Annotated in this window: 22 protein-coding genes; 4 read left to right on the top strand and 18 right to left on the bottom strand. The window is 68.1% G+C overall.

Annotated elements, in window-relative coordinates:
* Window positions 1–5: 5 nt before the first annotated feature.
* From smc to A5744_RS17610, 3 genes are all read right to left on the bottom strand, one after another.
* The gene (smc, locus tag A5744_RS17600; protein ID WP_076063180.1) at window positions 6–3,605 is read right to left on the bottom strand and encodes a chromosome segregation protein SMC; all 3,600 of its coding nucleotides are present in this window, start codon (window positions 3,603–3,605) and stop codon (window positions 6–8) included.
* Window positions 3,606–3,729: 124 nt separating this feature from the next.
* On the bottom strand, window positions 3,730–4,023 hold the full coding sequence (locus A5744_RS17605; RefSeq protein ID WP_076063182.1) for an acylphosphatase: 294 nt from the start codon (window positions 4,021–4,023) through the stop codon (window positions 3,730–3,732).
* The gene (locus A5744_RS17610; RefSeq protein ID WP_076063183.1) at window positions 3,998–4,423 is read right to left on the bottom strand and encodes an OsmC family protein; all 426 of its coding nucleotides are present in this window, start codon (window positions 4,421–4,423) and stop codon (window positions 3,998–4,000) included. The genes A5744_RS17605 and A5744_RS17610 overlap by 26 nt, the downstream gene beginning before the upstream one ends.
* Before the next feature lie 146 nt (window positions 4,424–4,569).
* Between A5744_RS17610 and A5744_RS17615 the strand changes: the two genes are divergently transcribed.
* Entirely contained in the window at window positions 4,570–5,355 is a 786-nt protein-coding gene (locus A5744_RS17615; RefSeq protein ID WP_076063186.1) for a PIG-L family deacetylase, read from the top strand.
* 71 nt (window positions 5,356–5,426) lie between these two features.
* On the opposite strand, the gene mutM is transcribed toward A5744_RS17615, so the two are convergent.
* The 5 genes from mutM to A5744_RS17640 form a co-directional block, all read right to left on the bottom strand.
* Window positions 5,427–6,275, bottom strand: coding sequence for a DNA-formamidopyrimidine glycosylase (gene mutM / locus A5744_RS17620; RefSeq protein ID WP_076063187.1), 849 nt, complete (start codon window positions 6,273–6,275; stop codon window positions 5,427–5,429).
* A complete protein-coding gene (gene rnc, locus A5744_RS17625; RefSeq protein ID WP_076063189.1) occupies window positions 6,276–6,989 on the bottom strand; it encodes a ribonuclease III in 714 nt (237 codons plus the stop codon).
* Window positions 6,986–7,579, bottom strand: coding sequence for a DUF177 domain-containing protein (locus A5744_RS17630; RefSeq protein WP_139331400.1), 594 nt, complete (start codon window positions 7,577–7,579; stop codon window positions 6,986–6,988). Before A5744_RS17630 ends, rnc begins: the two co-directional genes overlap by 4 nt.
* Window positions 7,580–7,648: 69 nt before the next feature.
* Window positions 7,649–8,386 (bottom strand): cell division protein SepIVA, encoded by a 738-nt coding sequence (sepIVA, locus tag A5744_RS17635; protein WP_076063359.1) that lies wholly within the window; start codon window positions 8,384–8,386, stop codon window positions 7,649–7,651.
* A 268-nt stretch (window positions 8,387–8,654) separates the two neighbouring features.
* Window positions 8,655–9,818, bottom strand: coding sequence for an AAA family ATPase (locus tag A5744_RS17640; protein ID WP_076063191.1), 1,164 nt, complete (start codon window positions 9,816–9,818; stop codon window positions 8,655–8,657).
* A gap of 101 nt (window positions 9,819–9,919) precedes the next feature.
* On the opposite strand from A5744_RS17640, the gene A5744_RS17645 reads away from it, so the two are divergent.
* Window positions 9,920–11,101, top strand: coding sequence for a permease (locus tag A5744_RS17645; RefSeq protein ID WP_076063192.1), 1,182 nt, complete (start codon window positions 9,920–9,922; stop codon window positions 11,099–11,101).
* A 593-nt stretch (window positions 11,102–11,694) separates the two neighbouring features.
* Here the strand turns inward: A5744_RS17645 and coaD are convergent.
* From coaD to A5744_RS17670, 5 genes are all read right to left on the bottom strand, one after another.
* Window positions 11,695–12,180 (bottom strand): pantetheine-phosphate adenylyltransferase, encoded by a 486-nt coding sequence (gene coaD, locus A5744_RS17650; protein ID WP_076063194.1) that lies wholly within the window; start codon window positions 12,178–12,180, stop codon window positions 11,695–11,697.
* Between the two features lie 76 nt (window positions 12,181–12,256).
* Complete coding sequence (gene rsmD, locus A5744_RS17655) at window positions 12,257–12,811, bottom strand: 16S rRNA (guanine(966)-N(2))-methyltransferase RsmD (RefSeq protein WP_076063196.1); 555 nt, start codon at window positions 12,809–12,811, stop codon at window positions 12,257–12,259.
* Between the two features lie 10 nt (window positions 12,812–12,821).
* Complete coding sequence (locus tag A5744_RS17660) at window positions 12,822–13,424, bottom strand: vitamin K epoxide reductase family protein (protein ID WP_139331404.1); 603 nt, start codon at window positions 13,422–13,424, stop codon at window positions 12,822–12,824.
* 44 nt (window positions 13,425–13,468) lie between these two features.
* Window positions 13,469–14,233 (bottom strand): DsbA family protein, encoded by a 765-nt coding sequence (locus tag A5744_RS17665; protein WP_076063200.1) that lies wholly within the window; start codon window positions 14,231–14,233, stop codon window positions 13,469–13,471.
* A gap of 74 nt (window positions 14,234–14,307) precedes the next feature.
* A complete protein-coding gene (locus tag A5744_RS17670; RefSeq protein ID WP_076063202.1) occupies window positions 14,308–15,426 on the bottom strand; it encodes an alpha/beta hydrolase in 1,119 nt (372 codons plus the stop codon).
* On the opposite strand from A5744_RS17670, the gene A5744_RS17675 reads away from it, so the two are divergent.
* Both A5744_RS17675 and A5744_RS17680 read left to right on the top strand, forming a co-directional pair.
* On the top strand, window positions 15,425–16,258 hold the full coding sequence (locus A5744_RS17675; RefSeq protein ID WP_076063203.1) for an aldo/keto reductase: 834 nt from the start codon (window positions 15,425–15,427) through the stop codon (window positions 16,256–16,258). The two genes, A5744_RS17670 and A5744_RS17675, sit on opposite strands and share 2 nt — an antisense overlap.
* Window positions 16,259–16,264: 6 nt before the next feature.
* On the top strand, window positions 16,265–17,122 hold the full coding sequence (locus A5744_RS17680) for an aldo/keto reductase (RefSeq protein ID WP_170874522.1): 858 nt from the start codon (window positions 16,265–16,267) through the stop codon (window positions 17,120–17,122).
* 58 nt (window positions 17,123–17,180) lie between these two features.
* Here A5744_RS17680 and nthA read toward each other — a convergent pair whose 3' ends face one another.
* The 5 genes from nthA to A5744_RS17705 all read right to left on the bottom strand — a co-directional run bounded on the left by nthA (window position 17,181) and on the right by A5744_RS17705 (window position 23,290).
* Window positions 17,181–17,807 (bottom strand): nitrile hydratase subunit alpha, encoded by a 627-nt coding sequence (nthA, locus tag A5744_RS17685; protein WP_076063207.1) that lies wholly within the window; start codon window positions 17,805–17,807, stop codon window positions 17,181–17,183.
* Complete coding sequence (gene nthB / locus A5744_RS17690) at window positions 17,804–18,484, bottom strand: nitrile hydratase subunit beta (protein WP_076063209.1); 681 nt, start codon at window positions 18,482–18,484, stop codon at window positions 17,804–17,806. The genes nthA and nthB overlap by 4 nt, the downstream gene beginning before the upstream one ends.
* Before the next feature lie 164 nt (window positions 18,485–18,648).
* The gene (locus A5744_RS17695; RefSeq protein ID WP_076063211.1) at window positions 18,649–19,359 is read right to left on the bottom strand and encodes an HNH endonuclease family protein; all 711 of its coding nucleotides are present in this window, start codon (window positions 19,357–19,359) and stop codon (window positions 18,649–18,651) included.
* Window positions 19,356–21,599 carry an ATP-dependent DNA helicase RecG gene (gene recG / locus A5744_RS17700; RefSeq protein ID WP_076063212.1) on the bottom strand — a complete coding sequence of 748 codons (2,244 nt, stop codon included), beginning with the start codon at window positions 21,597–21,599 and terminating at the stop codon, window positions 19,356–19,358. Before recG ends, A5744_RS17695 begins: the two co-directional genes overlap by 4 nt.
* A gap of 2 nt (window positions 21,600–21,601) precedes the next feature.
* The gene (locus A5744_RS17705) at window positions 21,602–23,290 is read right to left on the bottom strand and encodes a DAK2 domain-containing protein (protein WP_240563086.1); all 1,689 of its coding nucleotides are present in this window, start codon (window positions 23,288–23,290) and stop codon (window positions 21,602–21,604) included.
* Window positions 23,291–23,421: the final 131 nt, after the last annotated feature.

Below are 23,421 nucleotides of genomic sequence, written 5' to 3' on the forward strand. Positions count from 1 at the left end.
CGGCGCTAGTTGGAACTGGAGACCAGCTGCTCCACCTGCTGGCCGCGCATGCGCTGCGAGATCACCGCGGTGATGCCGTCGCCCTGCATGGTCACGCCGTACAGCGCGTCGGCGACCTCCATCGTCGGCTTCTGGTGCGTGATGATGATGATCTGCGACTGGGCGCGTAGCTGTTCGAACAGGCCGATCAACCGGCGCAGGTTCACGTCGTCGAGCGCGGCCTCGACCTCGTCCATGATGTAGAACGGCGACGGGCGGGCCCGGAAGATCGCGACCAGCATCGCCACTGCGGTCAGCGCCTTTTCGCCGCCGGACAGCAACGACAGCCGGGTGATCTTCTTGCCGGGCGGACGCGCCTCCACCTCGATGCCGGTAGTGAGCATGTCGTCGGGATCGGTGAGCCGCAGCCGGCCCTCGCCGCCGGGAAACAGCGCGGTGAACACGTCGGAGAACTCGCGTTCCACGTCGGTGAAGGCGTCGGTGAACACCTGCAGGATGCGGGCGTCGACGTCGGCGACCACGTCCAGCAGATCCTTGCGGGCCGCCTTGACGTCCTCGAGCTGGGTGGACAGGAAGTTGTAGCGTTCCTCCAGCGCGGCGAACTCCTCGAGCGCCAGCGGGTTGACCCTGCCCAGCTCGGCCAGCTCGCGCTCGGCGCGTTTGGCCCGGCGCTCCTGGGTGGCGCGGTCATACGGCATCGGCGCGGGCATGGTCACCTGTTCGCCGCGCTCGCGGGCCTGCTCGAATTCGGCCATCTCGAGATCGGTGGGGGGCAGCGCGACCTCGGGGCCGTACTCGGCGATCAGGTCGGCCGGCGCCATGCCGAACTGCTCCAGCACCATCTGCTCGAGCTGCTCGATGCGCAGGGCCGCTTGGGCGTTGGCCACCTCGTCGCGGTGCAGCGAATCGGTCAGGGTGGCCACCCGGGCCCCGAGCTGATGCACCTCGTCGCGGACCGCCGACATGGCAACGGATCGCTCCTGACGTTCCGTGACCAGGGCGTCGCGGATTTGCGACGTCGCGGCGACCACGCGGTCGAGCCGCTCGGCCAGCAGCCGCCCGGCGTCGGCCACCGCCGCGGCCACCGCGGCCGCGCGCAATCGCGCCGCGTGCGCTTGCTGGGCCCGGATCCGCGCCTCGCGTTCGGCGGCGGCCGCGCGGCGCAACGAATCCGCTCGCCCGCGCACCGCGTTGGCCCGTTCCTCGGCGGTGCGGACCGCGAGCCGCGCCTCCACCTCGGCACCGCGCGCGCTTTCGGCGGCGGCCGCGATCTGCTGGCGATTGACGGGGTCGGCCACCTGCACGTGCTGCGTTTCTTGGGCGTTGCGCAGCCGCGTTTCGAGCTCGGTGACCTCTTCGACGGTCTGCGCCCGCCCCGACTCCAACTCCTCGCGCTGGTGCAGCAGCCGGTTCCACTCCTGATCGGCGGTGCGGGCGTCCTGACCGAGCCGACCGAGCTGCTCGTACATCGCCGAGATCGCGGTGTCGGATTCGTTGAGCGCGGCCAACGCCTGCTCGGCGGAGTCTTGACGGGCGCTCTGCTCGGTCAGTGCGCCGGACAGCGCCGCGCTCAGCTGAGCCACCTGCGCCTCCGCCGCGGCGAGCTCGCTGCCGGCCTTGTCGATTTCCGAGGTGAGCTCCAGCGTGGACAGCTTGCGGTCGGAGCCGCCGCTCACCCAGCCGGCGCCCACCAGGTCACCGTCGACGGTGACCGCACGCAATTGCGGGCGCGCCGCCACCAGATCCAGCGCCTGGCCCAGGTCACCGACCACGGCGACCCCAGAGAGCATCGCGACCATCGCGCCGCGCAGCCGCTGCGGCGCCTCGACCAGATCGAGCGCCCATAGGGCGCCGCCGGGTAGCTCACCGGCCGGTGCGGGATTATCGGCGGGCCAGTCGCCCAGCACCAGGGCCGCGCGGCCGCCGTCGGCCGCCTTCAGCGCGGAGACCGCCGAACGGGCGGCGCCGAAGCTTTCGACGGCCAGCGCGTCCGCCGCGGACCCGAGCACCGCGGCCAACGCCGTCTCGTAACCGGACCGAACCTTGACCAACTTGGCGACGGGGCCGAAAAGCCCTGCGACGCTGTAGTTTTGCGTAAGCCATGCCGCGCCGTCCTTGCGCTCGAGGCCCACCGAGAGCGCATCGATGCGGGCCCGCAGCGACGCCACCTGACGTTCGGCCTCCCGCTCGGCGGACTGCAGCTCGGCGACGCGTTCGTCGGCCAACCGCAGCGCGGCCACCGTGCGTTCGTGGTGCTCGTCCAGGCCGACCTCGCCCTGGTCCAGTTCGCCGACGCGGCCCTGCACCGTTTCGAACTCCGCCTTGGTCTGCTGCGCGCGGGCGGCGGCGTGTTCGATGCGTTCGGTCAGGCGCGCGACGCTGTCGTCGATCGATTCGACGCGCGCTCGCATCGTCTCCACCTGACCGGCCAGCCGCGCCAGACCCTCCCGCCGGTCCGCCTCGGCCCGGACCGCCGCCAGGTGGGCCCGGTCGGCCTCGGCGGCGGCGCGCTCGCGCTCGGCCAATTCCGCGCGGGCGGCATCCAGCCGGGTGCCCGCCGCGGCCAGCTCGGCCAACAGCCGCTGCTCGGCGGCCGCGACCTGCTCGGCCTCGGCTTCCAGCGCGTCGGGGTCGGTGTCTCCGGTCGTCGCCGGCTCGACGTCGAGATGCTGGGCGCGCTCGTTGGCGATGCGCACGGTCGCGCCCACGCGTTCGGCCAGGGCGGAGAGCCCGAACCACGTGTGCTGAACCGACTCGGCGCGGCCGGACAGGTCGGCGAGCGCGGTCTCGTGCGCGGTCAGCTCCTCGGATGCCACCGCGAGGCGGGCGGCGGCCTCGTCGTGTTCGCGGCGCATCGCCGCCTCGGCCTCGAGGATCGCGTCGCGCTCCACCTGCCGACTGACCAGGTCGTCGGCGGCCAGCCGCAGTTTGGCATCGCGCAGATCGGCCTGGATGGTTTGGGCGCGGCGGGCCACCTCGGCCTGCCGACCCAGCGGTTTGAGCTGACGCCTTAATTCGGTTGTCAGATCGGTGAGCCGGGCGAGGTTCGCCGACATCGCTTCGAGTTTGCGGAGCGCTTTTTCCTTGCGCTTGCGGTGCTTGAGCACGCCGGCGGCTTCCTCGATGAACGCGCGGCGATCTTCGGGTCGCGACTGCAGGATCTCGTCGAGCTTGCCCTGCCCGACGATCACGTGCATCTCGCGCCCGATGCCCGAGTCGCTTAGCAGCTCCTGCACGTCCATCAAACGGCAACTGGCGCCGTTGATTTCGTATTCACTTGCGCCGTCGCGGAACATCCGCCGAGTGATCGACACTTCGGAGTACTCGATCGGCAGCGCATTGTCGGAGTTGTCGATGGTGACGGTGACTTCGGCGCGGCCCAGCGGTGCGCGCGACGAGGTGCCGGCGAAGATGACGTCTTCCATCTTTCCGCCGCGCAGCGTCTTTGCGCCCTGCTCCCCCATCACCCAGGCCAGGGCGTCGACCACGTTGGATTTGCCGGAGCCGTTGGGGCCCACCACGGCGGTGATGCCGGGCTCGAAGCGCAGAGTCGTCGGCGATGCGAAGGACTTGAAGCCCTTCAGCGTCAGACTCTTGAGGTACACGGCTCGCCAGACTACCGGTCAAATTGCCCGCGTCCGGCTCTACCGAAGGGTGTCGGCCAGCACGAAATTTGCCTGCCGTTCACATATCGGCGCACTGGCCACACGGGCCACATCAGTCACTCGGTCAGCGCTCGACGAAACCGTCGAACTGCTCGGTCGGCGCCGACCAATCGGCGACGACCTTGTCGACGTGTCCGGGCGTGCCGCCGCCGTCGAGCAGCTGCAGTAGTTTCTCGCCCGCCTCGCGCGGGCCCTGGGCGACCACCCGCACGCGGCCGTCGGGCTGGTTGGCCGCATAGCCGGTGAGGCCCAGCTCCAGCGCGCGGCAGCGGGTCCACCAGCGGAAACCGACGCCCTGGACCCTCCCGTGCACCCAGGCGGTGAGCCGGACTTCAGGATCCGACGTTGGATTCGACACTGGCGACCTCGAACTTGACTTCTGTGCCGGATTTCAGCGTGCGCCCGACCGTGCAGACCAGGTCGATGGCCCGGTTGACCACCACGAGCAGGCGTTCCTTTTCCTCCTCGGACAGTCCCGACAGGTCGAGCTCGAGGGTCTCCTCGAGCAGCGGATAACGCTCTTGTTCCCGGTCGGCGGGCCCGGACACCTTGACCACCGCGTTGTAGTCGTCTCCGAGCCGGCGGGCCAGCGGCTCGTCGCTCGCCATCCCGCTGCACGCGGCGAGCGCGATCTTGAGCAGTTCGCCGGGGGTGAATACGCCCTCGCCGTCCTCGGAGCCGACGAGCACCTGCGCGCCCCGTGAGCTGCGCCCGGTGTAGCGGCGCGATCCGGTTCGTTCGACCCACAGTTCCGTCATGTCTTCTTTCTACCGGGCGACGCGGCGGGCCGGTATCAGCCGTTGAGTGTGCGTCCTGGGCGGCGCCGCTCGGCGTGTCGCCGCCGTGGGCTCACGCTCAAGGCCGTCGACGCACACTCAAAGGCACGCCCGGCATACTGCGTTCCATGGCCACCGTCGTCGCGTTCCATGCCCATCCGGACGACGAGGTCGTTCTCACCGGCGGCACGCTCGCGCGGGCGGCCGCCGCCGGGCACCGCGTCGTTGTGGTCACGGCGACCGATGGGCGCGTGCATGACGCGGACGATGACGTCCGGCTGGACGAATTACGTTCGAGTGCAGACATTCTCGGAGTGCATCGGGTCGAGTGCCTGCACTATGCCGACAGCGGCTACGGCCCGGATTTCTATCCGGATCCGCCCGGCCGGGTCAGGTTCGGGCGCGCGAATGTCGATGAGGCAGCCCAACGGCTGTCCGACATACTTCGCGACGAAGACGCGGACCTGCTGCTCAGCTACGAGCGCAACGGCGGTTATGGGCATCGTGATCACGTGCAGGTACACCGCGTCGGCAAACGGGCCGCCGAGCTTGCCACGACCCCGCGGGTGCTCGAGGCGACCATGCCGCGCGAATCATTGCGCCAAATCAGCGATTTGGCTCATGTGCTGCGGCTACCCGCGCCATACGACCGGGAAACCATCCCGACCGCGTACACCCCGCGCGCCAGGATCACCCACCGGATAAACGTGTTCCGATTCGCGCGTCAGAAGCGCAACGCGTTAGCCGCCCATCGATCGCAGATCGGCAGCTCCGGATTGTCCGCCCGTACGTTCGGGATATTGCTTCGCTTGCCACCCCAGTTGTTCGGCCTGATATTCCCGTGCGAGTGGTTCGTCGACCCGGCCTTGTCCTCGGGGCCGACGGGAATCGTGCGGCGCGACATCTTCGATTGAGTGTGCGTCCTGGGCGGCTTCGCTCGGCGTGTCGCCGCCGTAGGCGCACACTCAAGGCCGTCGACGCGCACTCAACGCCGCGGCCTCGGCTGGCAGTTCGGGCAGTAGTACGACGACCGGTTCATGAACCTCTCCCGGCGCATGACCGCGCCGCAGCGCCGGCAGCTTTCACCTGCACGGCCATAGGCGTCCAGGGAGCGGTCGAAGTACCCCGACTCGCCGTTGACGTTGACATACAACGAATCGAACGACGTCCCGCCCTGCGCCAGGGCTTCGCGCATCACCTCCGCGGCCGAATCCAGCACCGCGCCAAGCTGTTTGCGGGTCAGCGTCGCGGCGATTCGCGAACCGTGCACCTTGGCCCGCCAGAGCGCTTCGTCGGCGTATATATTGCCGATCCCCGACACCACCTGCTGATCCAGCAGCTGGCGCTTGATCTCGGAGCGCTTGTGCCGCAACACTTTTACGACAGCCCCGGCATCGAACCGGGAATCGAGCGGGTCACGCGCCAGGTGCGCGACGGGCTGCGGCACCACACTGCCGTCCACGTCCACGAGGTCGGCGAGCATCCACCCGCCGAACGTCCGCTGGTCTGCGAAGCTCAGCACGGTCCCGTCGTCGAGCAGCGCAGAGATGCGCACATGATCGGCGCGCGGGACGGTCCCCAATAGCATCTGCCCGCTCATGCCGAGGTGAACGACCAGTGCCTCACCGGATTCCAGCGTCAGCCACAGGTATTTACCGCGACGATCCGTTCCGGTGATCCCCACGTCGAGCAGGCGGGCGGTGAGGTCGGCGGGCCCGGCCTCGTGCCGGCGCACCGCGCGGGGATGGTGGACCCGAACGGCGGTGATCGTCTTGCCCACCACGTGGGCCTGCAAGCCGCGGCGCACCACCTCGACTTCGGGCAGCTCGGGCATTCAGGCGGAGGATTTCCCGGCGGTGTCCAGCACTTCCAGCGCTTTCCAGGTTGCTGCGGCGGCCTTTTGCTCGGCTTCCTTCTTGGAGCGGCCCACCCCGGACCCGTATTCGGTTTCCATCACGACGACGACCGCGGTGAATTCCTTGTCGTGGTCCGGTCCCGTTGATGTGACGACGTAGGACGGCGCGCCCATGCCCCGCGCCGCGGTCAGCTCCTGCAGGCTGGTCTTCCAGTCCAGCCCGGCGCCGAGCGTGGGCGCGGCGTCCAGCAGCGGGCCGAAGAGCCGCAGGATCACCGCGCGCACCGTGTCGATGCCGTGCTGCAGGTAAATCGCACCCAGCAGCGACTCCATGCCGTCGGCAAGGATGCTCGACTTGTCGGCTCCGCCCGTGTTGGCCTCGCCGCGGCCCAGCAGCAGATGAACGCCGAGGCCGCCTTCGGCCAGGTTGCGCGCCACGTCGGCCAGCGCCTGGGTGTTGACCACGCTGGCCCGCAGCTTGGCCAGATCTCCCTCCGAACGGTCGGGATGGCGGTGGTAGAGCTCGTCGGTGACGGTCAGGCCCAGGACGGCGTCGCCGAGAAACTCCAGCCGCTCGTTGGTCGGCAGCCCACCGTGCTCGTAGGCATAGCTGCGGTGTGTCAACGCCAACGAGAGCAGCTCGTCGGGCAGCTCGACTCCGAGCGCGTCGAGCAGGACCTGCCGCGAGCTCACTGCTCACCCCGCGAATCCCGCTGGGACGCTTCGGGTTCCAACATCTGAGTCAGCTTCGCCCATCGCGGGTCGATGCGGTCATGGCGATGGCCCGGCTCCGCGGCGAGGGAAATACCGCATTCGGGGCACAATCCCGGGCAATCCGGCCTGCACAGCGGGGCGAACGGAAGCTCCAGTCCGACGGCGTCGACGATGGGCTGCTCGAGGTCGATCGTGTCCCCGACGATGTGGCCGACCTCGTCTTCCTCGGTGGTCGCCTCGGTCGTGCTGTCCGGATACGCGAAGAGTTCGGTCAACGCGACCTGCACACGACCGGTGACCTCGGTCAGGCAGCGGACACACTCGCCGACGGTCGGCCCGGCCACCGTCCCGGTGACGAGGACGCCTTCGGACACCGACTCGACCCGCAGGTCCAGTTCCACCGGTGCGCCGGGCTCGATCGCGATCATGTCCCGCCCGATGCGCGACGGGCTGGGCGCGGTGTCGCGCAGGGTGACCATGGCGCCCGGGCGTCGCCCGAGCCGGGTGATATCGATCGCCATCGGCGAGGTCGGGTGTCGCCGCGCCGTGGTGCTGTGCTGCCGCGCCATAGGGGAAATCCTACGGCGCGCGCTGGCCGGCGCGAGGGCGCAACGAAGCGGTCAACGGCCGCCGGGGGGCTAGCGCGTCGCGTAGTCGTGCGTGCCGGCCGCCGTGCGCAGCTGGTGACGGCCACGACCCACGGAGCGCAGCGTGCCGTTGAGGAACTCCTCGAACTCGGCGAGCTTGTTGTCGACGTAGATATCGCACTCGCCGCGCAAGCGATCGGCCTCGGCGTGCGCCGTGTCGATGAGGCGGGTGGATTCCGCGTTGGCCGCCTGCACCACCTCGTTCTGCGACACCAGGCGCTGCTGTTCCTTGATGCCCTCTTGCACGGCTTTCTCGTAGGAGATGTTGCCGTTTTCGATCAGCCGGTCGGCTTCGGCCTGGGCGCGGCCGACGCTGGCTTCGTACTCGCGCTTCGCCGCGGTGGCGATGCGAATCGACTCCTCACGGGCCTCCCCGAGCATCCGCTCGCTGTGCTGGCGCGCCTCGCTCACCATGCGGTCCGCCTGGGCCTTTGCGTCCGAAAGGATGCGATCGGCCTCGGCGCGGGCGTGGTTGAGCATCGACTCCGACTCGGTGGTCGCCGAGGACACCATGGACTCGGCGTGCGTCTTGGCGTCGTGCAGCATCGAATCACGCGCGTCGAGCACGTCTTGGGCGTCGTCCAGCTCGCCAGGGATTGCGTCTTTGATGTCGTCGATCAGTTCGAGGACATCACCGCGGGGCACCACGCAGCCGGCCGTCATCGGCACGCCGCGGGCTTCTTCGACGATGGCGCCCAATTCGTCCAGCGCTTCAAACACTCGATACACGGCCATGCCCTCCTGGCGTCTTGCAAAAGCTCCTGTTGTTACCAGTGTGCCTGGTGTTACCTCTGTGACGGCGGTGGCGAGGCCGGTGTGTCGGGCATTTGCTCGGGGAACAAACGGGAAAACCCCAGCACACTGGCGTTGACCAGATCGTTACCGTCCATATTTGCGGCAGTGCCGGAGTTGGCAAAGTCCGGTTATTTTGCGGTCAGTATATGAGCCTGTGCCAACCCCCGACCTTTTCGCCGTCGCGCTGCGGCGCTCGGCATACCTAGCGTTTGCCCCAATCCCAGCGCGGGGTTGTCAGCAGGCTCTGGCCGGTGATGCGGGTCTCGCCGAAGTCCTTGTACAGCTCGATGCCGACCGCCGCATCCTCCAGGAAACCCAGCAGCGAACGCGAATGGGTGACGACTACCACCTGGGTCTGCGACGCCGCCGCGCGGATCAGCGACGCCAGCGGACCAACCAGGCTCGGGTGCAACGAGGTTTCGGGCTCGTTGAGCACCATCAGCGACGGCGCCTGCGGGCTTAGCAGGGCGGCGGCCCACAGGAGAAACCTCAGGGTGCCGTCGGACAACTCGGCCGCCCGCAGCGGGCGCAGCATGCCGCGCTGGCCCAGCTGGAGGTCGAACAGCCCGTCGTTGACGACGACCGAGACCGACGCGCCGTCGAAGGTGTCGGCGACGATGCGGCTCAACTCGTCGATTTCGGCCTCGATGATCGTCTGAATGGCGGCGGCCAGATCATGGCCGTCGTCGGAGAGCACCGGGGTGCGGGTGCCCACCTGCGGGCGCCGCGCCGGCGCCCCGGCGTCAACCCGGAAGCCGTCGTAGAAGCGCCAGCCGCGCAGCCGCTCACGCACGGCGGCGAGTTCGGGAAGCGCTTGCGGGTTGGCATATTCCGCCAGCACGCTGCGATACGACGGCAACGTTCGGCACAGCTCGTCGAAGCCACTGCCCGATTGCGCGCTGACTTCGGCGAAAGTGCGTGTCCTGCGCACCAGGGTGCTCGCCGCCCGCAGTACCGGGCCGACGAACAACGCCTCTCGCTTGATCTCCGGATCGCGTGCGAACGCCGAACGGGCCCGCCCGGTCGACTGCGGTAGCCCCAGATCCACCAGATAGCCGAAATCGTCTGCGGCGAAGCCGAGTTCGAGTGACACGGGCCGGTTGTTGCGCGCGGTTCCTTGCGCCTTTCCCGTCCGGCGCGCGGCGCCGAGTTGCTCGGGCCCGGCCCATAGGACGGATTCCAGGCCGCCCTCGCGGGCCAGCGACCCGATCACCTCGCCGCGACCGCAATCGGCCAGCAATCGCAGCGCGCGATACAACGATGACTTTCCGACGCCGTTTTCGCCCGTGATGATCGACAGCCGGCCCAGCGGCAGGATTACTTCCCGCAGCGAGCGGTACCCGCGGATCGCGACCGTTTGCAACACGTGCCCGACTCTAACTTCGCCGGCCGACAGCGCGCGGGATATACCCCTATAGGGTATTATCGCCACCGTATCGCCGCAGGACGAACCGGAGCGGAGGACCAGTGACAGGCAAAGTGCTACCGGCAATCGGGCATGCGTTGGCGCTGGCGGGGTCGATGACGTGGGAGATCACCTGGGCACTGATCCTGGGCTTCGCGTTGTCGGCGGTGGTCCAGGCCGTGGTGCGCCGCTCAACGATCGTGAGCCTGATGGGCGACGATCGGCCTCGAACGCTGGCGGTGGCCGCGGGGCTGGGAGCCGCGTCGTCGTCGTGCTCCTACGCCGCCGTGGCCCTGGCCCGATCGCTGTTCCGCAAAGGCGCGAACTTCACCGCGGCCATGGCGTTCGAAATCGGTTCCACCAACCTCGTCGTCGAGTTGGGCATCATCCTCGCCCTGCTGGTGGGCTGGCAGTTCACCGCCGCGGAGTTCGTCGGCGGCCCACTGATGATCGTCGTACTGGCCGTGCTGTTCCGGCTTTTCGTGCGCTCGCGCCTGATCGACGCCGCGCGCGAGCAGGCCGAGCGGGGAATCGCCGGATCGATGGAAGGCCACGCCGCCATGGACATGTCCATCCAAGGTGACGGCTCCTTCTGGCGGCGGCTGCTCTCCGCGCAGGGCTTCACCTCGGTTTCGCATGTGTTCGTGATGGAGTGGCTGGCGATCCTGCGCGATCTCGTGCTGGGCCTGTTGATTGCGGGTGCCCTCGCGGCGTGGGTTCCCGAAAGCTTTTGGCAGAGCTTCTTTTTGGCCAGCCATCCGGGCTGGGCGGCGCTGTGGGGACCGCTCGTGGGGCCCATCGTGGCGATCGTGTCCTTCGTCTGTTCAATCGGCAATGTGCCGCTGGCCGCGGTGCTTTGGAACGGCGGCATCAGCTTCGGCGGTGTCATCGCGTTCATCTTCGCCGACCTGATCATCCTGCCGATCTTGAATATCTACCGGAAGTACTATGGTGTCAAAATGGCGCTGGCGCTGCTCGGCACCTTCTACGTCGCGATGGTCGCCGCCGGGTACCTCGTCGAATTGATCTTCGGCACAGCCGATCTCATCCCCCACTCCCGAAACGCCACGGTCATGGAAGCGTCGATCTCGTGGAACTACACCACGTGGCTCAACATCGCCTTCCTCGGCCTCACGGCCGTCCTGGTCCTGCGGTTCGTCACCTCAGGGGGACTTCCGATGCTGCGCATGATGGGCGGTTCGCCCGAGGCACAGCCGGATCAGAGTGGCCACAGTCACCACTAGCGTTCTTGCAGGAGGCGGGAATCCCGTCTCCGGGGAAGTTGGTCCTTCATGGCCGTGGAGGCTTCCTTCACCGCTGGCTGCGTGTCACCCGGCGGCCGACTCAGAAGTTACCCGCAAACTTGGCCCATCTGTCCGTCGTAGGGGCTCGCGCCCTCGCAATCGCCCAGGCGGTATCTATGCCTGGGGTTATCGCGCTGGAATCCGTCGACGCAGGCCTGGTCGCCAGTGGCAGTGATGATGGTGACGCACGGATCGGCGTGTGCTTGTGCTGGTGGAATGCAGAGCGGTGCCAGCGCTATGGCTGTTGCACCCGACACGCCCATTAGTGTCCTCTTCACCCTGACCCCTTAATGGCCGCAGTGTCGTTGGCACTCACGGTCCCCCAAAATTGTTGCCGTCGTGTTCCAAAAGCCAACGAGTTTGTTACAGATTGCTCTCATTTGCTCGCGCGAAGGTGCATCGTTTGAAAACTCGTTGGCGACACCGCAAGGTCAAAAATTTGCTTTGGGAGTTCCAAACCTTTTGTACGGCAGCATTTTTCGGTTCCGATGATCGCGGAGTACGTCGACGACCCGTATGCGGGAGCGGACCCGTCAGTCCGTGCGATCGGACAACTGTTCGCGCAGTCGGCGATTCACCGGTTCGGGTAGCAGCTCCGTCACGTCACCGCCCAGCGTCGCGACCTCTTTGGCCAGCGATGACGACACGAACGAATACCGCGGGGCGGTCGCGACGAAGAAAGTGTCGACGCCGGCGATGTGCTTGTTCATCTGCGCCATCTGCAGCTCGTACTCGAAGTCGGTGCCGGTGCGCAGGCCCTTCACGATGGCCGTCATCCCCCGCGACCTGACGAAGTCGACGACGAGACCCTGCCCGACCTCCACCCGCAGGTTCGGCAGGTGGGTGGTGGATTCTTCGATCATCGCGATCCGCTCATCGATGTCGAACATGCCCTTCTTGGCGGGGTTGGTCAGGATCGCCACGACGACTTCGTCGAACTGGGCGGAGGCGCGCTCGAAAACGTCGATGTGGCCCAACGTCACCGGGTCAAACGACCCCGGGCATACCGCGCCGCTCATGCTCCGCGCCAGCGACGATGCAGAACGAAGCGATGGGGACGAGCGGCGCGCATGACCACTGACGCTACACGCTGTCTCACACCCGTTCGGCCAGCTCCAACCGGGTGTCGCCATAAACGCGCGACGGCCACGACGACCAGCCGGCCGGCCAGTTCAGCGTTGGGGCGCCCGCGGGACGCTCGACCACCGCGACGGTTCCGTCGCGCACCCAGCCGTGCGCGGTCAGCGCGGCCAGGGCCGCCTCGATTTCGGCGGCGTCGATGTCGTAGGGCGGGTCCGCGAGCACCAGGTCCACCGGAGACGGCCCGCCGGCCGCCAATACCGTCGCCACCGGGCCGCGGCGCAGCGTCGCCCCGGTAAGGCCCAGCGCGTCGATGTTGCGCGCGATGACGGCGGCGCTACGTTGGTCGGACTCCACGAAAAGCGCGGACACCGCACCGCGGGACAGAGCCTCGAGCCCCAGTGCCCCCGAACCGGCGTAGAGGTCCAGGACCGCCAGTCCGCTCAGATCGCGCCGGGCGGTGACGATGTTGAACAGCGACTCCCGGACCCGATCGGTGGTCGGCCGGGTTCCCTTCGGCGGGACCGCAATACGCCGCCCACCGGCGATGCCGCCGATGATCCGTGTCACGCGCCGCGGCTCACAAAAGCGTGGACCAATAGTCCCAGAACCGCGCCAAGATCAGCAGGAACACGGCGGTGAACCAGAGCGCGGCGATCGACCATCGCCACTCGAACAGCACCCGCAACAACGCGCGGTCCGTGTTCGCCAGCACGGGACGCAGCACGACGGAGAAGACCACCACGAGCAGCGAGACGGTGACCACCCAGACCACCATGCAGTACGGGCACAACGCCCCGATTCGGTACAAGCTCTGGAAGATCAGCCAGTGCACGAACACCACACCGGCCAGGGTTCCCACCCCCAGCCCGACCCAATACCATTGGGGCAGAGGTATTTTCGCCACAGCGAGCACACCGGTGACCACTACGACGGTGAATCCCACTATGCCCAGCAGCGGGTTGGGGAAGCCCAGCAGGGATGCCTGCGGTGTGACCATCACCGAGCCGCACGAGACGATCGGGTTGAAGTTGCACGACGGCACGTAGGACGGGTTGAGCAGGATTTTGACCTTCTCGACCGTCAGCGTCAGCGACGCGAACAAGCCGATCGCGCCGGCGATCAGCACCCACCATGCGCTGAGCGCGGGTACGGGCGCTACGGGCGGCGATTCCGGCGTCAGGTCGTCCGGTGGCGCGGCGGCTTCTGCTGACACCGCAACCGTCGCTACGCCGCGGGGGCGACGGCGTTGTCGAGCCCCGGCACGTCGCCCACGATGGACTTGATCTTGGCGACGAGTGCATCAGGCGTCGATGGTTCGTAGTTCTCGCCGTTGATCTTGATTGTCGGGGTCGCGGTGATGTTTGCGGCCGCCGCTTCCCCGGTGACCTTGGAGAGGTACTTACCGCTGTTGATGCAGTCCGGGACCTTGCCGACGACGCCGGCTTCGCGGGCGAGTTCGATCAGTTTCGCGTTGTCGGGAAAGCTGCTGCCGCGTTCGTCGGGTTGGACTCGGGTGGTGTACAGCGCGGTATGGAAACGGCGAAACGCGTCCATGGACTCATCGGCGACGCACAACGCCGCCGCGCCCGCCCGCGACGAATAGTTCTGGTTCCTCGAGTTGTCGAGGATGGCAACCATCGAGTAATCGGCCGCGATCGCGCCGGTGTCGATGAGCCTGGAGACCGTTGGCCCATAGGTGCGTTCGAAGTTGCCGCACGCCGGGCACAGGAAGTCCTCGTAGAAGGTGACCACGGCCTTGGGGTTGGACGTCCCCGGCTGGGTCACCAGCTTGCTCGACGTCACCCGCACCGTGTCGCCCTCGCCGCTGGCCGCGGCCTTCTTGTCGTGGTGGGTCATCACGATGTAGGAGACGATCGCGACCAGCAGGATGACGACGAAGGCGGTGCCGCCGATCTGGAAGAGTCTGCCGGATTTGCCGGTGCCGGACTTCAGGTCGTATCGAGGGGGACGGTTGGGTTTGTCGGCCACTGGTTCGGTGATCCTTCGGTGCGGGCTTGTGCGTGGGTCGGGCGGCGCGCCTCTACATTACCGGCGGGCGACGGTCAGGCCCGGCTCAGATGAGCGCGCAGGGCCGAGATCAGTTCGCTGGTGGCCGCGGCACTGCCGCCGCCGAGCGGGAACAGGCTGGCGAAGCCGTGGGTCAGCGAACCCATGGGCCGCAGGTCCACCGGCGTGCCGGCGGCCCGCAGCGCGGTCGCGTAGCTCTCGCCCTCGTCGCGCAGCGGGTCGAAACCCGCGACCGCGATCAGGGCCGGCGCCAGCCCCGACAGCGACTCGGCCAGTAGTGGGGAAAGCCGCGGATCGGTCCGGTCGAGCGCCGAACGCCGCAGGTATTGCGAGTCGAACCAGTCCATGTCCCGTTTGGTCAGCAGGAAGCCGCGGGCGAACAGGCTCATCGACCGGGTCTGCGCGGTGAAATCGGTCCGGGGGTAGAGCAGCCACTGCAGCACCGGCGCGGGTTCCCCCGCATCGCGCGCCAGCTGGCACACGACGGCGGCGAGGTTGCCGCCGGCGCTGTCGCCGCCCACCGCGACACGCCCGGGAATCGCACCGAGTTCGCCGGCGTGCTCGTATGCCCAGGTGAAGGCGGCGTAGGCGTCCTCCACCGCGGCCGGCGCCACATGCTCGGGGGCCAGCCGGTAGTCCACCGACAGCACGTGGATGCCGGCATCGCGGCTGGTCAACCGGCACAGCGCGTCATGGGTGTCCAAGTCACCGATCGTCCAGCCACCGCCGTGATAGAAGACCAGCAACGGCGCCGCCGCACCGTTGGGCGGGCGGTAGTGCCGCGCCGCGATCTCGCCGGCCGGCCCGGGCAGCGTGATGTCGTCCACCTCGACATGAATCTGCGGACCGGAAAATCTGAGCAGGCCCTCGCGCATCTGGGCGCGGGAGGCCGCCGCGTCGTCGTCGATGACCAGGCCGTCGATGCCGACGAGGCGCTGGCCCGTCAGCATCAGCTGCAGCGTGGGATCGAGCGTGTTGCCGTCGATCATGATCGCGCGCCCGCGGACCAGCGCCCGCTGGGCGGCCGTCGGGATCCATGGAATGACCTTGACACCGGCCGTGGTGGCCAGGCCCTGCAGGCGGCTGGTCCATCCGATCGGCGCCTGTCTCGCTCCGAGGTCCAGGTCCCACGCGCCTGGCAGACTCTGTGTCATGGCAGCTCCCTTGGTGACGCTGAATGACGGAAATTCGATCCCCGCCGTCGGGCTCGGAGTCTTCCAGATCCCGCCGGCAGACACCGAACAGGCGGTGGCTGCCGCCCTGCGCGCCGGTTACCGACATATCGACACCGCCGCGGCCTACCGCAACGAGCGGGAGACCGGACGCGCGGTTGCCGCCTCCGACGTGCCGCGCGACCAACTGTACGTGGTAACCAAATTGGCGAACCCGGACCAGGGCTACGACAACACGCTGCGGGCATTCGACGCCAGCATGGACCGGCTCGGTCTGGATTATCTCGACCTCTATCTGATCCATTGGCCGCAGCCGGCGCTGAACAAGTTCGTCGACACCTTCAAGGCTTTCGCCCACCTGCACGACCAGGGCCGTATCCGGTCCATCGGAGTCAGCAATTTCGAACCCGAGCACCTCTCGGTTCTCATCGATGCCATTGGCATCGTTCCGGCGGTCAATCAGATCGAACTGCACCCACGATTCACCCAAAAAGAATTGCGCGAGGTGCATGCCCAACGCGGCATCGCAACCGAGGCGTGGGCGCCCCTGGGCCAGGGATCGCTCCTGACGCATCCGATGATCACCGCCGTCGCGGCGGAGTGTGGGCGCACAGCTGCCCAGGTGTTGATTCGCTGGCATATCCAGCTGGGTAATATCGTGATCCCCAAGTCGGTCAACCCCGCACGGATTGCGAGCAACCTCGACGTGTTCGATTTCGAACTGAGCGAAAACGAAATGGCGACGATCTCCTCGCTCGACGACGGAACCCGGCTTGGTCCGAATCCACGAACCTTCAATTTCGCAGGTAGGTGAATGACGTTGACTGGCGAGTCGGGCTCGGCCGGATCCTCAGCCATACCCTCGATAGCTCTCAATGACGAAAACACCATGCCGGTGCTCGGCCTGGGTGTCGCCGATCTCTCCGACGACGAGGCCGAACGCGCGGTGTCGGCGGCGCTGGAACTCGGCTGCCGGCTCATCGACACGGCCTCGGTCTACGGGAACGAAGCCGGGGTCGGGCGCGCGATCGCGGCCTCCGGGATTCCCCGCGCGGAACTGTTCGTCACCACGAAGCTGGCCTGCGCCGACCAGGGGTTCATGAAGGCCCAGGAGGCCTGCAACGCCAGCCTGGAGCGCCTCGGCCTGGACTACGTCGATCTCTACCTGATCCACTGGCCCGTCCCGTCGGCGGGCAACTATGTGAACTCCTTCGGCGGCATGATCCAGTCGCGCGGAGAAGGCCACGCCCGCTCGATCGGTGTCTCCAACTTCACCGAGGAGTACCTGACGACGGTCATCGACCTCGCCTTCTTCACCCCGGTGGTCAACCAGATCGAGCTACACCCGCTGTTCAACCAGGACGAGCTGCGCAAGGCCAACACGCAGCACAACGTCGTCACGCAGTCCTACACGCCGCTGGCTCTGGGCAAGCTGAACGACAACCCGACGGTGGCCTCGGTCGCCGGCCAGTACGGGAAGACCGCCGCGCAGGTGCTGTTGCGGTGGAACCTGCAACTGGGCAACGCCGTCGTCTTCCGGTCGGCCGACGCCGAGCACATCGCAGGCAACCTCGACGTGTTCGATTTCGAGTTGGCCGCCGAGCACATGGATGCGATCAGCGGGCTCAATGACGGCACCCGGCTGCGCCCGGACCCGGAGACCTACGAGGGCCCGTAGCTTTTTGTCGCCGACTGTGAATCTGACGACGGCCGGTCGGCGCGTCGCGTAGCGAGATTCACGCTCGGCGACGCGTCGGCTGGTCGGGCGGGTCGGTGATGAGGGCGACGCCGGTCATTGCCTCACGGGTGACGATGGCGACGAGGTCGTCGACGCTCCAGCCCGCGGTGTGGGCGGGCCGACGGGGCAAGACCAGATAGCGGGTCTCCGCGGTGGAGTCCCAGACGCGGATTTCGATCGACTGGTCCAGGTGCACTCCGAACTCGGCGAGCACCGTGCGAGGCTCGATCACCACGCGGGCCCGGTACTCGGGAGATTTGTACCAGGTCGGTGGAAGGCCCAGGAGCGTCCACGGGTAACACGAGCACAGCGTGCAGACGATCACGTTGTGGACACCATCCGTGTTTTCCACGACGACGAGTTCGGTTGGGGCGGTTAGGCCGAGTTCTTCCAGGGCGGCGTTGCCGTCCGCCAGGAGGCGCTCCTTGTACTCGGGGTCGCTCCAGGCGCGGGCTACGACTCGCGCACCGTTGAGCGGACCGATGTCGTGTTCGAGCATCGCGGCGACCGCGTCGATGGCCGCGGGTGTGATCAGTCCCTTTTCCAGCAGGAGTGATTCGATCGCGCGGGTTCGCAGGGCGGGATCGGATTGATCCGAATATTGTTGGCTGTCTTGATGATTCATGCTGAGTCCAAATAGCTTTCCCACAGTCCGAGCTGGATTTTCAGATTGGGCTCTGCGGTGTCTCCCCACAGCTCGCGACTGTCGAAGCTCACCGTGTAGACGCGTTGCGGGTTCTCGCCCATGCCATGTGCGTCGGTGTCGGGAAACACCGCGGCGGGATGGACGTGGGCGACGACGCCGCGACGACCGCGCACATAACGGGGCAGCCTGGTGTGACCGCGGGGATGAATATTGCGTGCGATGACCTCGTCGCCCACTGCGAACCGGCCCGGATGATCGGCCTCGCGGCGGTTACTCGGTTCACCGCCTCGTGTCGGCGGTCCCGGTGTGCCGGGCGGGTGAACGTCGCCGCTGTCGCCTCGCGGGTCTCCACCGCCGGTGAGCCGCTCGACGCGATCGCGGATCTCGGCCGGGCCCAAGAGACCGCGGTCCACCAGCGCCCCTTCCAGCCCGTCAAGGTGGCGACCGAAGTAACCGTCCTGCAAGTAGCGAAGCGGCGGCAGGCTCTCGATGGCATAGCGCAACACGCCGCCACCGCCGAGGTGGCCCGCGACGAGCAGCGCCATCGTCATGGCCTCCACGCGCCCCTCCCACGGGGCGTGAAATACCGGCTCGTCCAGTGGGCGCGGAATGGGCCCGAAGGATTGCATTCCGCCTTGGTCGTGTTCTCCGTTCACGGACCGATCCCTTTCGTGTCGGCTCGTGAACGCCTGCCGTTCAGTACTTTTGGCGCCAAAAGCCGATATGTCTACATCTGTAGACATATCGACGTTAACACGGTGACATCGCGTTGTCTACAGTCGTAGACACGCTCGGAGGAAATAGTGGGGAACGTGCGGGTTCAGCCTGCCGGGCAGGTGGCCGCGGCCCGGCGTAGCACGTCGGTCGAAGGCTGATCGACGGGCAACTGGTAACCGCGCAGCACGGCGATGAACTGCATGGCGTACTGGCACGCGAAGGCGGCGTTCGGGGGCATCCACTGGGCCGGCGGCGAATCGCCCTTGTCCTGGTTGGCCTGCCCCTCGACGGCCAGCAGGTTGGCCGGATCGTTGGCGAAGCGCCGGCGTTCGGGCTCGGGCCACGCGTAGGCCCCCATGTCCCAGGCGTAGGCGAGCGGGACGATGTGGTCGATCTGCACCGATTCGCCGACCTTGGCGCCGCGCTGGAACGCGACGGTGGTGTTGGTGTACGGGTCGTGCAGGGTCCCGCTGGCCACCGCGTTCGGGCAGCGCTTGACCGACACGTACGTCTTGTCGACGAGATCGCGGTCGAGGATGTCGTCGCGGGTGTCACATCCGTTGTGGCCCAACGGGGCATCGTTGTCGTCGTCCCACGCGTCTCCGTACGCGGCCCTGCGGTAGTCGTAGCGGTGGATCCGCTGCGGCAGCACGGTGATGCCCGCCAGCACGTCGGCGCCGGGCTGCACCGTCGGGACGTCCGCGCGGGCGGCGACTTCGGCGCGCTTGGCCGCCGACGAGCCCAGCGTCTGGTAGGCGACCAGCACCGCGAGCACCGCCGCGAGCGACAACCACAGCAGCACTTTGCGATTCACGACTTGTCCAGGTATTCGATGCGGTCGGTGTCGGTGAACCGCGCCGCCAGCAGCTCCAACCCGGGATGCGGGTGCCCGTCCTCGTAGGCGCGCGCGCAGAAGTCCCGCGCGGCCTCGATGTAGGCCAGATGGTCGGCCAGCGACAGCAACCGCAGCCCGATCGCCTTGCCGGACTGGTTGCGGCCCAGCACATCTCCTTCGCGGCGTTCCTTGAGATCGAGGTCGGCAAGGGCGAACCCGTCCATGGTCGCGGCCACGGCGGACAACCGGTGACCGGCCGGCGATCGCGGCGAGGCCCAGCTGGCGAACAGGCACAGGCTCGGATGCTCGCCGCGGCCGATGCGGCCCCGCAGCTGATGCAACTGGCTGATTCCGAACCGGTCGGCGTCCATGACCAACATGACCGTGGCGTTGGGGACGTCCACACCTACCTCGATGACGGTGGTGCACACCAACACATCGATCTCGCCGGCGCGAAAGGCGGCCATCGCGGCGTCCTTCTCCTCGGCCGACAGCCGCCCGTGCATGAGCCCGAGCCGCAGGTTCGCCAGCTCGCCGGAACGCAGTCGGGCGTAAAGGCCTTCGGCGGTTTCCGGCGGTCGGGCGTTCGGCTCCTCCTGCTTTCCCTTCTGCGGGTCGCCTTTCGGTGGCTCGTCCGACTCGTCGATCCGGGGCGCCACCACATAAGCCTGGCGGCCGGCGGCGACCTCTTCGATGATGCGCTGCCAGGCACGGCCGAGCCATGCGGGCTTGTCGTTGATGAAGATGACGTTGCTGGTGATGGGCTGGCGCCCGCGCGGAAGTTCGCGCAGCGTCGAGGTCTCCAGGTCCCCGTAGACGGTGAGCGCGACGGTGCGCGGAATCGGCGTGGCCGTCATCACCAACAGGTGCGGCGTGATGCCGGCACGAGCCTTGGCGCGCAACTGATCTCGTTGCTCCACCCCGAACCTGTGCTGCTCGTCGACTACCACCATGCCCAGGTTGTGGAAGTCCACCGCATCCTGCAGCAGCGCGTGGGTGCCGACGACGATGCCGACCTGACCGCTGGCGATCTCGTCGCGGACCTGCTGCTTGTGCGCCGCGGTCATCGAGCCGGTGAGCAGCGCCACGGAGGTCGCGTTCTCGGCCCCGCCCAGTTGGCCCCCCATCGCCAGGGGCCCGAGGACGTCGCGGATCGACCGGAGATGTTGTGCGGCAAGCACTTCCGTCGGTGCCAGCAGCGCACACTGGTAACCGGCGTCGACCATCTGCAGCATCGCCAGCACCGCGACAATCGTCTTGCCCGAGCCCACCTCGCCCTGCAGCAAGCGGTTGAGCGGACGGGTCGCCGCCAGCCCGTCGGACAACACCGCGAGCACCTCGCGCTGTCCCGCCGTCAGCTCGAAGGGCAACCGCCGCAGCAACTCCGCCGCCAGGCCGTCCGGGCGCGGCGCGGCCGGGGGGCCCGACGCGGAGAGCTCACCGTGGCGGCGGGCGACGAGCGCCCACTGCAGGCCGACGGCCTCGTCGAACGTCAACCGCTGCCGCGCGCGCTCCCGCTCGTCGTCGTTTTCGGAGACATGGATGGCGCGCAGCGCCTGGTCCTCGGAGATCAGGCCGAACCGGTCACGCAGGTCGGCGGGCAGCGGATCGGGCACGGGATCCAGGACGTCGAGCACCTGGCGGACACAGGCGAAGATGTCCCAGCTCTGCAGCTTCGCGCTGGCCGGATAGATCGCAAAGAAGCGGCGCTGGTACACCTCCACCACTTCTTCGCCGCTGGCGACGTGCGACGCGTTGGCGATGGTCTTCAGCGACTTCGTGCCGCGGTTGCGGCCGTCCGGCGAGTCGAGGATTAGGAACGCGGGATGCGTGAGCTGCATGACGTTCCGGAAAAACCCGACTTCCCCGGAGAGCATCACCTTCGTGTCTTTGGTGAGGTCCTTCTTGATGTAGTTGGCGTTGAAGAATGTCGCGGTCACCCTGCCGCGTCCGGAGCCGACGGTGATGCGGTGACACAGCTTCTTCCGGTTCTTCTTCATCGGGAACGTCTCGGTGGCGGTGATCGTGTCGACGATCGTGATGTGCTCGCCGGTTTCCGGCCGCTCGTCCTCCGCGCCGCGCACGGCGGCGCCCTCGGTGTAAGCGCGCGGGTAGTGGCGCAGCAGGTCGTCGACGGTCCGGATGCCGAAGACGTCGTCCAGGTCGCCGGCGGCCTTGGCGCCCACGATGTAGTCCAGCCGGTCACCCAGTGACACCACGGCTACTCGACCCCGATCAGCAGGGCGTCGCCGCGGTGGCCGGTCGGGTAGATCACCAGCTCGGTCCCCGGATGGTGGTCATGCACATGCTGTTGCAGGATGTCGCCGATCGCGGTCTCGGCACCGGCCGTCTCGACGCCGGCCCCGACCAGCACGGTCACCAGGTCGCCGCCCGACGCCAGCAGCAGATCGAGCAGGCCGATCGCCGCCCCGGCCGCATCGGCCGCCACGATCAGCACCTCGTCGCCCGCGATGCCCAGGCCGTCACCGGGCTGGCAGCGACCCGCCCAGGTCAGCGCGCTTTCGGTCGCGATGCGCACGGCTCCGTGCCGGGCGGCTCCGGCGGCGCGGGCCATGGTGTAGCCGTCGTCGACGGCCTGGCGGTCGGTTTCGTGCACGGCCAGCGCGGCCAGCCCCTGCACCATCGAGCCGGTCGGTATCGGCACCACGTCGATGCCCCACCCGATGGCGGTGGTGCAGCCGGCGACCAGCTCCTCGGCGGCCACATAACCGTTGGGCAGCACCATCACCTGTGCGGCGCCGGTGTCGACCAGGGCACGCACCAGCTGGTGGGCGCTGATGTCCGTGGCCGGGTCGCCCGCCTCGCGATCCGGTTGCAGCACGCAGGCGCCCTCACTGGCGAACAGCTCGGCGGCGCCGTCGCCGTCGACCACGGCCAACACCGCCCGCTCCCGCGTCCAGCTGCCCGCCGGCAGCCCGGTGACGCCGGAGCTCAGCGCCGAGACCACGATCCGGCTCGGCCGCCCGCGCGCCAGGCCCGCTTCCACCGCGGCGCCGGCGTCGTCGGTGTGCACGTGCACCGAGTAGGTGCCCTGCGCGGTCGCGGGCGCGATGGCCACGGAATCACCCAATTCCGACAGCCGGTCCCGCAGCGCGTCGGCCGCCGCGGGATCGCACCCGTCCAGGCGGTACATCACCTCGAACTGCGGCGCGGGGCGTTCGGCGGGGGCCTCCGGCTGCGGCGCGCGGGGCGACAACTCGTACACCGTGCGGGCGGGCGCCTGCCCGATGACGGTGCTGTGCAGCGCGTCCAACAGGACCAGCAGGCCCCGGCCCCCGGCGTCGACCGCCCCGGCGTCGGCGAGGACGTCGAGCTGTTCGGTGGTTTTCTCCAGCGCGACGACCGCCGCGTCGCCGGCCGCGGTGATCGCCGGGGCCAGCCCGTCGTCCGCGCATTCCTCGACGGCCTCGGCCGCGGCCCGCAGGACCGAGACGATGGTTCCCGGGACCTCCTGCCCGCCCATCGAGGCGATGACCAGATCGACGCCGCGTTGCAGCGCGCCGGCCAGGGTCGCGGCGTCCATTTCGGGCAATTCACCGCCGCGGTCGGCGGCCGCGCCGGCGGTGACATCGGCGATACCGCGCAGGATCTGGGACAGGATCACGCCGGAATTGCCGCGGGCCCCGTTCAGCGCCCCGGCCGACAGGGCGCCCGCGACGCGGGCGACGCATCCGGAGCCGCCGTCGGCGCGCGCGTTGGCCTCGGCCAGGGCGGAACGCATGGTGAACAGCATGTTGGCGCCGGTATCGGAATCGGCGACGGGGAACACGTTGAGCCGGTTGATCTCGTCGATGTGAGTGATCAGGTCGCTGACGGCGGTGTGCGCCCAGTCGCGCAGGGCCACCGCGTCCAGCAAACGATCCTGCGACGACGTGCTCAGGTGACCCACCTCCTTAGCGCTTCATTCGAGTAAACCGGCATATTGAGCCTAGCCAGCGCGGGCGACGGCGCCGGTCGTTGCCGCCGGTGGACTGTTGACCGTTTTGGTGGTTGCCCGCAGCAGTCGGTATTCTGGGCTGG

Source organism: Mycobacterium sp. IS-1264, assembly GCF_001954195.1.
Lineage (GTDB): Bacteria > Actinomycetota > Actinomycetes > Mycobacteriales > Mycobacteriaceae > Mycobacterium.